Source organism: Rhodococcus sp. HM1 (assembly GCF_023218075.1).
GTDB lineage: Bacteria > Actinomycetota > Actinomycetes > Mycobacteriales > Mycobacteriaceae > Rhodococcus.
Map to the genome: position 1 here is coordinate 1 of NZ_JALPTB010000118.1, position 10665 is coordinate 10665.

Consider the following 10665-nt stretch of genomic DNA (forward strand, 5'->3'; position numbering starts at 1 on the left):
GGGTAGGAGTCCGGCAGCCACGCCGACAGCGGGAACACCGCAGCCTTGATGCCGAACGCGACGAGCAGCACCCCGAAGATCGCGGCGCGGGTACCGGACGGCACGTCGTCGAGTCGCAGGGCCATGTGCGCCAGGTTCAGGGTGCCTGTCGCGGCGTACGCGAAGGCCATGCCGACCAGGAAGATCAGCGACGACACCATCGACACCATGACGTACGAGACGCCGGCACGAACACGGTCCGCGCTCGCCCCCAGCGTCAGGAGCACGAACGAGGCGGCGAGCAGCACCTCGAAACCGACGAAGAGGTTGAACAGGTCGCCGGCGAGGAACGCGATGTTCACGCCCGCCGTCAGCGCGAGGTAGGTGGGCAGGAAGATCGACACCGGTTGTTGTTCGTTGCCGTCGTGGATGCCCTGACCGACGGCGAACAGCATGACAGCCAGCAGCACGATGCCGGAGACCACCAGCATCAACGCTGCCAGGCGGTCCACCACCAGCGAGATTCCCATCGGTGCTTCCCAGCCGCCGATCTGGAGCACCGCGATGCCGTCGCGGTCGGCGAGGTACAGCAGCAGTCCGGTCACGAGCAGCGACGCGGTCAGCGCCGTGACGGTCACGTACCGCTGTGCGCGGGGCCGGCGGCCGAGGATCAGGGTGGCCGCGGCGGCGAGCAGCGGGATGAGGACGGGCAGTGGGATCAATGCGGCCGCGGACAACGTCATCGGCGGACTCCCTTCCCGGGATCGGCATCGCCGGAGCCCTCGCCGTGCGCCGAGACACCGCCGTGCGCCGAGACACCGCCGTGCGTCGATTCGCCGGCGTATGCCGACTGGCCCGCATACGCCGAGTCGGTCGGGTCGTCGAAGTCGCCGTCGTGCAGGTCCTCGTAGGCTTCGAGGTCCTCGATGTTGGTGAGTGCCTCGAGGGGGATCGGATTTCCCTGGGCGTCGAAGGCGTCGCCACTCTTGCTGGGTTCGCCGGTGAGCGGGTCGTCGGACCGGTCGCGGAACGGCGCGTCCGCGGGGGTGCGGCGCTGCGACACCATGGTGTCCTCGGGGTCGTTCTCGACTTCGTCGCGTGCCCGGATCGTGTACGACCGGTACGTCAGGGCCAGCACGAACGCCGCGACGCCCATCGTGATGACGATGGCGGTGAGGATCATCGCCTGCGCCAGCGGGTCGGCCATGCTCTCGTGCAGGTCGTTGTTGTTGCCGACGATCGGTGCGCTGCCGGCGGGGCCGCCGAGCGTCAGGATCAGCAGATTGATGCCGTTGCCGACCAGCAGCAGGCCGAGCAGCATCTTGATGATGCTGCGTTCGAGCAGCATGTAGACGCCGCTGGCCGTGAGTATGCCGACCGCCGCGAGGAGAGCCAGATTCGCGCTGTTCATCGGGGACCTCCGATCGTCTCGGCGTCGAGGCGTGCACCGAGGCTGCGCAGCACGTCGAGGATCAGGCCCACCACGATGAGATACACGCCGAGGTCGAAGAACATGGCGGTGACCAGCTTGATGTCTCCGAGCAGCGGCAACGTCACCTCGATCGTCGCGGAGGACAGGGCGGGCGCACCCAGGAACAGCGACGCGAGTGCGGTACCCGCCGAGAACGTCAGGCCCAGACCCAGGATCTTGCCGGCGTCGACGGGTACGGCTTCACCGAGCTCGTACCGCCCACCGGCGAGGTACCGCAGCACCAGGGCCAAGCCTGCGACCAGGCCACCCGCGAAGCCGCCGCCGGGGGCGTTGTGCCCGGAGAAGAAGAAGTAGACCGACAGCATCATCATCGTCGGGAACACCAGCCGGGTGGTCACCTCCAGGATCAGCGAGCGATGCCGCGGATCGATGAAGTCGCCGCCGAGCAGCCACGTCGTCTCGGTGCTCGCGTTCGCGGCGTCGACCTGGGCCGCGGGTGCGTCGGCGACGCGCGGGGCGGTCCCGAACCGGCGGGTGCGGAACACCAGGCTCGCGACACCGGTTGCGGCGACCAGCAGCACCGAGATCTCACCCATCGTGTCCCAGGCGCGGATGTCGACGAGCAGCACGTTGACGATGTTCTTGCCGTTGCCGATGTTGTAGGCCGCATCTGGAAGCAGCAGCGAGACCGGTTCGGCACTGCGGGCTGCGACGGCGTACGCGCCGATCGCGGTGACGGCCACACCGACGGCGATGCCGAGGAGCGCCCGGGGCAGGCGTTTGCCGACGTCCGCGCCCGGATCGGACTCGGCGGGGAGTTTGCGGAGCACGAGCACGAACACCACGAGGGTCACGGTCTCCACCAGGAACTGGGTGAGCGCGAGATCCGGGGCGCCCTGCAGCGCGAACAGGACGCCGAGGCCGTATCCGGTCATGCCGACCACCAGGACACCGGCGAGGCGGTTGCGCAGCACGGTCGCGGCCAGGGCACCGGCCGCGATGATCAGCACCACCGGCACCTGCCACGGGGTGTCCCACAGGCGGGTGCCCGGGGCAGAGTCGAGTCCGAACAGCAGCAGCAGGGACGAGGGCAGGACCACGAGAGTGACGAGGATCGTCGCTTGCGTCAACGGCAGCGAACCGCGCTGGGTGACACCGGTGAGTCGCATCGACAGGGTGTCCATGCCGCGCAGCGTCGCGTCGTAGATGCGGTCGGCGTTGCCGAGCGGTGGATGCTCGAACCGCAGCCGCGAGATTGTGCGCTGAGCCAGGTACATCGCGACACCGCCGACGACGACGATGCCGGTCAGACCCAGCGGCAGATTGAGTCCGTGCCACAGGGCCAGGTGATACGGGTAGGCGAGGCTCGCCGGAAGGGTGTCGGCGTACGGGCTGAGCAGCGAGTCGATCCACGGCGCGGCGAGTCCGCCGGCCAGACCTCCGACCGCCAGCACGGACGGCGCCGACAGCAGCAGCGGGCCCGGGGCGTGGAACCTCTGGACGGCGGGGCTCGGACGCTTGAGTTGCTTCCGGCCGAACGCGCCCCAGATGAACCGGATGCTGTAGGCCAGCGTCAGGATCGAGCCGACCACCATCGTGGTGGTCGTCGCGATCCGCGCCCACTGCGGCAACACGTCCGCGACCAGCACCGATTCGAATGCGGTTTCCTTGCCGACGAAGCCGAGGAACGGCGGTAGTCCGGCCATGCTCATCGCGGCGAGGATCGCCACGATCGCCAGGAACGGGGTCCGCTTGCCCAGATGCGCAAGCTTGCGAATGTCGCGGGTGCCGGTCGAATGGTCGATGATCCCGACCACCATGAACAGGCACGCCTTGAACATCGCGTGGGCGACGACCATCGTCATGCCGGCCAGCGCGGCCTCGCGGGTACCGACCCCGACGAGCATCGTGAGGAACCCGAGCTGGCTGACGGTGCCGAAAGCGAGGATCAGCTTCAGGTCGAACGCGCGGAACGCACGCCACCCGGCCAGCAACATCGACGCCAGCCCCAGCGTGATGACGATCGGTCGCCACGGCGCCGCATCGGCGAACGCCGGCGCGAGACGCGCGACGAGGTAGATACCGGCTTTGACCATTGCCGCGGCGTGCAGATAGCCGGACACCGGTGTCGGTGCGGCCATCGCTCCGGGCAGCCAGAAGTGCAGCGGGACGACCGCGGACTTCGACAGCGCACCGATGAGAACCAGCACCAGACCGACCCCGGCGAGCCAGCCGTGCGGGGCGGCCTCGATCACCGCGGACAGGTTGTAGCTGCCGGCCAGCTGCCCGAGGATGATGATGCCGACGAGCATCGCGAGACCACCCGCGGTCGTCACCAGCAGGGCCTGCGTCGCTGCGCGCCGGCTCGACGCGCGTTCCGCGTAGTGCCCGACGAGCAGGAACGACAGGACCGTGGTCAGTTCCCAGAAGGTGTAGAGGACCAGCATGTTGTCGCTGGTGACGAGCCCGAACATGGCGCCGGCGAAGGCCACCATCTCGGCGGCGAAGATCCCGAGGCGGGGTTCGTCGTCGGTGAAGTAGCGGGCGCAGTACAGCAGGATCAGCGCGCCGATACCCAGGACCAACACCGACATGATCGAGGCGAGCGCGTCGAACCGCATGTCGATGTTCATCGACACCGTCGTGGCCCAGGTGATGTGCAGGGTTTGTTCGGTCCCCCAGCTCGCGATCACCCAGCCGAGACCGGCGAGCGGAACCAGGGACAACGGTATGAAGGCGTTTCTCCCCATGACTCTGACCAGGGGCGGCGCAAGTAGTGCGGCCACCGCGTGGGCGAAGAGTATGGCGAGCAAAAGGCACTCCGTCGGGGTCGGGCCTGGCGGCGTGTAACTGGAAATGCGAGTGTGCGCGGAAGCACACGGTCGCATTGTGCGCGCGGCATACCGCCGAAACTAGGGACGCCCCGAACCGCATGCCGTTCGCCAAAAGGGCAAATCGGATTGGTTCACATCCTAACGGGAAACTTCGCATCGTTGCGAACCGGAGGGTCCGCCCGCCACTCACGGCGGTGGTCCGTAGGGTGCCGGGCATGCCTGCCGCATCCGACCGTCCCCTCATCCGCACGGCCGCACTCGCTCTCGTCCGCGACCGCCGGTTGTTGCAGACGCGATCGGCCGGGGCGACGGTGTTCTACATGGCGGGCGGCAAGCTGGAACCCGGCGAGAACGCCGAGCAGGCGCTGCACCGAGAGATCCGGGAGGAGCTCGGCGTCGGACTGCGCGACGTCACCGAGGTCGGGGTCTTCGAGACCGTCGCGTACGGCCATCCGGCCGGCACCCGACTGCACATGACGTGCTTCCGCGCCGATCCGATCGGCGATCCGTATCCGGCCGGGGAGATCGCCGAGCTCGGCTGGTTCACCGTCGCCGAATACGCCGCCCAGCCGGAGGTCGCGCCGGGTTCGATGCTCGTGTTCGAGCACCTGCACTCGCTCGGCCTCGTGGACTGAGGCCAGTGGGCTGCCCCTGGATGCAGCTCACCCGATGCAGCTCACCGCACCTGCCACGCGCACACCGCCCCGGTCACCACCAGAGCGCCGAGGATCAGCTTAGGATCCGCCGGGATCGACCACACCGCTCCGACGACGGGGAGTGCCGCGAACGGCAACGACAACCCGAGTGCGGCGACGGGCGCCGACCCCGGCAGCGCCGACCCGAGCGCAAGGCCCGTGCCCGCCGCGATCAGCGCCACCCGCACCAGCAGGGGCCAGCCGTCGGCGGCGAGATCCGGCCACAGCGCCGCGACCGCGGTCGTCACGAGCGCGACCGCCAGACCCAGCTCGGGCCGCGGCATGCGCGGTGCCGCGCGCAGCCCGAGGACAACCGCGACGATCGCGACCGCCGGAGCCCATCCCGACACGTCCGGCCCGCCGAGCGCGACGACGAGCGGGTAGGCGGTGACGATCGCGCCCGTGACCGCCATCGGGAAGGCACCGTCGCCGGGCGGCAGGAACCGTGCCGCGACCTCGGCGCCGATGACCAGGAGTAGCAGCGCGCCCCCGGTGAACAGCCACATCCGCACGGTCGACGACGCAGCCTCGGCGTCGACCCGGTCGGCGAGCAGGCGGTATCCGACGGACAGAGCCAGCGCCGCACCGACCGCGACCGTCCACATCCGCGGATCGGCCCGCTGCACCCGCATGCCGGGCTGCGCGACGAGCGCCGCGGCCACGACCGTGACCAGCGCGATCGCGAGCAGCCACTGCGGCACCGTCCAGCGCAGTGACTCGAACGGTCGCCCGTTCCCGGCCGCTGCCGCCGCGAGAAACGCGGACCAGCCACCGGCGACGACCGCCCATTGCCCGCCGACGCGCCCCCAGGTCGCGGCGACCGCCGCGCCGAGCAGGATGCCCGCGGTCGCCGCGACCACGATCTGCAGTGCGGATCGGGTGTCCGCGGCGGCGTCGGACGGTGCGATGTAGCGAATGGAGCCCAGCACCAGCACGCAGCCGGTGGCGATCGCCCACCCGGTGCGCCGCGACCCCGAATGCTGCAGACCCGCCACCGCGACCACCGCGAGTACCGCCGCGACGATCGGGGTGCTGTCGTGGTGGACGGGCGCGACCGTCACGGCACCGTCGACGATCAGGACGACCCCGGCGAGAGCCGTGGCGCACAGGCCTGCCAGTGCCGCGAGCGGGGCGTCGACGCGGGCCGCGGTGAGCGTGGCCATCAGCGGTTCTCCGCGTACGCGCGCAGGTGCTCGACCTGCGCGGGATCCAGCGACGGCCGCACCGCGGTACGCGCGGTCGCGACATCCTCGGCGGTGACGACCGCAGCGTCGACGTTTCTGCGCATCGCGGCGAGCGCGGCCTCCCGCAGCAGTGCCGCGCAGTCCGCGGCCGAGTAACCGTCCAGGTCCTCGGCGAGCGCCTCGAGATCGACGTCGTCGGCGAGCGGGACGGACTTGCCCGCCGTCTTCAGGATGTCGACGCGGGCCTCGGCGTCCGGCGGCGGCACGAACACGAGGCGTTCCAGCCGACCGGGCCGCAGCAGCGCCGGATCGATGAGATCGGGTCGGTTCGTCGCACCGAGCACCACGACGTCACGCAGCGGTTCGACGCCGTCGAGTTCGGTGAGCAGGGCCGCGACCACCCGATCGCCCACCCCCGAATCCGAACTCTGACCGCGCCGGGGGGCGAGCGCGTCGACCTCGTCGAGGAAGATCAGCGACGGCGCCGAATCGCGGGCCCGGGCGAACAGTTCACGTACGGCCTTCTCGGAGGCACCGACCCACTTGTCCATCAGTTCGGCGCCCTTGACCGCGTGCACGCTCAGATGTCCGGTGCTCGCCAGCGCACGGACCAGGAACGTCTTTCCGCAGCCCGGCGGCCCGTACAGCAGCACGCCGCGCGGCGGATCGACGCCGAGCCGCGCGAACGAATCGGGATGCTGCAGCGGCCACAGCACGGCTTCGGTCAGGGCCTGCTTGGTCTCGACCATGTCGCCGACGTCGTCCAGGGTCACGCTGCCGATCGCGAGTTCCTCGGTACCCGAGCGGGAGAGGGGACGGATCACCTCGAGCGCGCCGAGCAGGTCGTCGTGCAGCAGCACCGGATCCGCGTCGTCGCGGCTCGCCCGGGACGCCGCCCGCAGCGCCGCCTCCCGGCAGAGTGCGGCGAGGTCGGCGGCGACGAACCCGGGGGCGCGCGCGGCGATCGCGTCGAGCTTGAGCCCCTCGGACGGCACGGTGCGCAGCAGCACTTCGAGCAGCGCCCGGCGGGTCGCGCCGTCGGGCAGCGGCAGGTTGAGTTCGCGGTCGCAGATCTCGGGGGAACGCAGCCGCGAATCGACCGCGTCGGGGTGGGCGGTCGTCGTGATCAGCGCGACGCCGGGAGTGTCGACGACACGGCGCAGCACGTCGAGGATCAGCGTCGACACCGGTTCCGCGGGGTCGGGGAGCAACGTGTCGATGTCGGTGATCAGCAGCACGCCGCCGCCGGCCACGGCGTCGGCGGCGGCACTCACGCGACGGAGCCGTTCGTCGGCGGCGAGCGCACCGATCCCGGGGCCGTCGACCTCCACGACCTTCCGGTCGGCCAGGACCGCGCGGGCCAGCGTGGCCTTGCCGACTCCGGCGGGACCGGTGACGAGCACTCCCAGGTGCGGGGACGCACCGAGGGTGCGCAGCAGCTCGGGTTCGTCGAGGGCCAGTTTCAGCCATTCGGTGAGCCGCGCGACCTGGGCCTGCACACCGACCAGGTCTTCCGGCGGCGGTGCGGCAGCGCGTTCCGGTTCGGTGAATCCTGCGTCGGAACCCGCGAGCGCGGGTGCGCTCGGCGCGGCTGTCCGGGGGTGACCGCCCCACGTCACCGCGGTGTTCGGTTGCACGCTGACCGGTCCGGCCGGGTCCACGGCGGCCACCGTCAGCAGTTCCGAGGTCCAGGCGACGCCGAACGTGCGCGACAGGGTGCGTGTGGTGTCGGCGCTGCTCGTCCCGGGACCGAGGTCGCGGGGAAGCAGTGATACGGCGTCACCGACGGTGACGACCTTCCCGAGCAGCGCCTGGCGCAGCGTCGTGTCGCTGATGGAGTGGGTGGCCAGCGACGACCCCGTGACGGACACGGACCGGGCGCCGTACACGGTGGCGGGTGCGACGACGACGGTGGCGTTCTCCCGCAGGCCCGTGTTCGACAGGGTGACGTCGTCGAGCAGGATCGTGCCGGTGGGGGTGCCGGCGGGGGCCAGTCCGGCGACGGCCGCGGTCCGGCGGGAGCCGACCAGTGCGATCGCATCCCATTCGCGCAGGCCGAGCGCGGTCAGCGCTTCCGGGTGCAGGCGGACGACGCCGCGGCGTGCATCCGCCGCGGAGGTGTTGAGCCGGACGGTCAGCGCGAGTTCAGCGGTGGTCACCCGCCGAGCCTAGAACGTACTCACCGTCCGCGCGGGCGACGCAGCCCGAGGCGCGCCGAGGAACGATCCGCGGGTGCCGCGGTGCGGCGGATCACGACGCGGCGGGGACGCAGCGCGCGGTGCTCGGCCCGGATCGCGCGACGTTCGGACGGCTTGATGTCCCAGGTTTCCGGGCGCGCGGCGACCCACCGCTTGGAGCGGACCGCGAACGGGATGTGCGCGAGATACACGGCGACGAGCACGAGCATCAGGACGAACGGGTAGGTCACGAGCGCGGCCGCGGCGAGCGCGACGAGGACCAGCAGGACCACGGCCAGGCGCGGCGGCACGGACACCGATTTCATGGCGAGGGTCGGGATCGTGCTGACGACGAGCGCTGCGGTGATGAGGGTCCAGGCCGCGACCACGGGATAGGAGGTCCACCAGCCGTCGCCCCACTGGATGTACGCGGCGATGGGGGAGAGCACGATGAGCGCACCCGCGGGGGCCGGCACACCGACGAAGTACTCGCGTGCGTACGCGGGAATGCTGTCGTCCTCGAGCAGGGTGTTGAACCGCGCCAGGCGCAGCACCATGCTCACCGCGTACAGCAGCGTGATGATCCAGCCGAACGCGCTGCCGTCGAGCAACGTCGCATACAGCACGAGGGCGGGGGCGACGCCGAACGAGATCGCGTCGGACAACGAGTCGAGTTCTGCGCCGATCTTGCTGGTGGCGTCGAGCAGCCGCGCGATGCGCCCGTCGAGCGAGTCCAGGACCGCGGCGGCGCCGATCATGCCGAGCGCGGTGCCGAGCTCGCCGTCGAGCGCGAACTTCACCGCGGACAGACCCGCCGACAGCGCCAGGATCGTGATGACGCTGGGCAGCAGGCGTACCGCCTGGGGTCGGCCGCGGCGCTTGCGTTCCGGTTCGGGGGTGGTCAGCGGGGGGTTCACGGGAGCTGAGCGATGACGGTTTCGGCACCGATGGTGCGCTGCCCGCGCTCGACGAGCAGGGTTGTTCCGGCCGGCAGGTAGGTGTCGACGCGGGAGCCGAAGCGGATCAGGCCGTAGGTGTCGCCGATCGGCAGCGTGTCGCCGACACCGGCGTCGCACACGATCCGGCGGGCGAGCAGGCCTGCGATCTGGACGACGGCGACCTGGTGACCGTCACGGGTCTCGAGGAGCATGCTGTTGCGCTCGTTCACCTCGCTCGCGTCCGCGAGATCGGCGGAGAGGAACTTGCCCGGCTGGTGCACGACCTTGCGGACGGTGCCGCCGACGGGGCTGCGCTGCACGTGCACGTCGAGGACCGACAGGAAGATGCTCACGCGCGGCAGCGGTTCGTTGCCCAGTCCGAGTTCGGCCGGGGGTACCGCGGTGTCGACGAGCGCGACCTCGCCGTCGGCGGGGGCCACGACGACTCCGACCCGGTTCGGCGGAACCCGGTGCGGGTGACGGAAGAACGTTGCGGTCGCCGCGGCGGACGCGAGACCGGCGCGGCGCACCCACTTGCGGTTGCGGCCGAGTGCGGCCACCGCGAGCGGGGCCGCGACGAACGGCAGGCCGGCGGGGTGGAGCGGCGGAACCGCCTTACGGACCAGATCGGCGATGTGGGCGACACCGCTCGTGGGTGGCATTCCGGCGGGTGTGGGCTTTCGGGCCACGGCTCCTCTTACTGTCGCGTTGCGATGTGAGCCGCGGACCGACGGGCCCGCGGGCTACCACAGCGTACGCGAGCAGCGTTACACGGTGACGGGCGTGGCCTCCACCACGTGCTTCAGCCGGGTGAGCGTGGCGTTCATCCCGACGATCATTTCGTCGTCGAACGATTCGGTTCCGCCCATCGCGAGGTTGATCAGAGTCCGCGAGATCTTGGTCGTGCCGGTGGGCGCTTCGCGGCGCTGCACGACGTGGGTGCCGGTTTCGGTGGGTTCGAGGACGAACGACCAGATCGTGCGGTTCTCGTTGACGCGGAAACGGAGTTCACGGCCCGGCTCGAAGGTGAGGATCTTGGACGTGGTGGGCCAGACGAGCGCGCCCCTGCGGTTGATGTTGATCGTGCTGGTGCCGACACCGACCGGACCGCCGAGCACCTTCATCCCGCGGCACTGCGGGCTGAACTCCTTCATCCGCGGGAGGTCGGCGAGAACCGCCCACACCTGCTGCGGGCTCGCGGAGATGTCGATCGTGGCTTCGAGGGTTCTGGACACGTCACTCCCGGTATATAAGCGGTACTTAGGGTTACGGGCAGTTTCCGACCGTATCGTACGCAGACCTGCACCGGAAGGGCAGTGGTCGATTTGCCTGGTTCTGCGTCTCCCATTCTCCGGGAATTCGATGTGCTCGGTACATGCAGTCCGTATGCTGAGCGCGTCACGAAGTGGGACGATCGGAGGGGTGG

The 10665-nt window shown here is 70.3% G+C and carries 9 protein-coding genes; 1 reads left to right on the plus strand and 8 read right to left on the minus strand.

Features of this window, described 5'->3' with window-relative positions; all coding sequences use genetic code 11:
• From M1M07_RS30940 to M1M07_RS30950, 3 genes are all read right to left on the minus strand, one after another.
• A partial coding sequence (locus tag M1M07_RS30940) for a proton-conducting transporter membrane subunit (protein WP_282582476.1) occupies positions 1-722 on the minus strand: 722 nt, incomplete at its 3' end.
• Complete coding sequence (locus M1M07_RS30945; protein ID WP_197250279.1) at positions 719-1390, minus strand: Na(+)/H(+) antiporter subunit C; 672 nt, start codon at positions 1388-1390, stop codon at positions 719-721. The genes M1M07_RS30945 and M1M07_RS30940, both read right to left, overlap by 4 nt.
• Positions 1387-4224: a Na+/H+ antiporter subunit A gene (locus M1M07_RS30950; RefSeq protein ID WP_248676602.1), complete on the minus strand. Its 2838-nt coding sequence runs from the start codon at positions 4222-4224 to the stop codon at positions 1387-1389. The genes M1M07_RS30945 and M1M07_RS30950 overlap by 4 nt, the downstream gene beginning before the upstream one ends.
• A gap of 236 nt (positions 4225-4460) precedes the next feature.
• Here M1M07_RS30950 and M1M07_RS30955 point away from each other — a divergent pair, with 236 nt between their 5' ends.
• Positions 4461-4880, plus strand: coding sequence for an NUDIX domain-containing protein (locus tag M1M07_RS30955; protein ID WP_248676603.1), 420 nt, complete (start codon positions 4461-4463; stop codon positions 4878-4880).
• Between the two features lie 41 nt (positions 4881-4921).
• On the opposite strand, the gene M1M07_RS30960 is transcribed toward M1M07_RS30955, so the two are convergent.
• From M1M07_RS30960 to M1M07_RS30980, 5 genes are all read right to left on the minus strand, one after another.
• Complete coding sequence (locus M1M07_RS30960) at positions 4922-6103, minus strand: hypothetical protein (protein ID WP_248676604.1); 1182 nt, start codon at positions 6101-6103, stop codon at positions 4922-4924.
• The gene (locus tag M1M07_RS30965; protein WP_248676605.1) at positions 6103-8283 is read right to left on the minus strand and encodes an AAA family ATPase; all 2181 of its coding nucleotides are present in this window, start codon (positions 8281-8283) and stop codon (positions 6103-6105) included. Before M1M07_RS30965 ends, M1M07_RS30960 begins: the two co-directional genes overlap by 1 nt.
• A 20-nt stretch (positions 8284-8303) precedes the next feature.
• Entirely contained in the window at positions 8304-9218 is a 915-nt protein-coding gene (locus M1M07_RS30970) for a phosphatidylcholine/phosphatidylserine synthase (RefSeq protein WP_248676606.1), read from the minus strand.
• On the minus strand, positions 9215-9928 hold the full coding sequence (locus M1M07_RS30975; protein ID WP_197252578.1) for a phosphatidylserine decarboxylase: 714 nt from the start codon (positions 9926-9928) through the stop codon (positions 9215-9217). Before M1M07_RS30975 ends, M1M07_RS30970 begins: the two co-directional genes overlap by 4 nt.
• A gap of 78 nt (positions 9929-10006) precedes the next feature.
• Positions 10007-10474, minus strand: coding sequence for an SRPBCC family protein (locus M1M07_RS30980; RefSeq protein WP_197252577.1), 468 nt, complete (start codon positions 10472-10474; stop codon positions 10007-10009).
• Positions 10475-10665 lie beyond the last annotated feature (191 nt).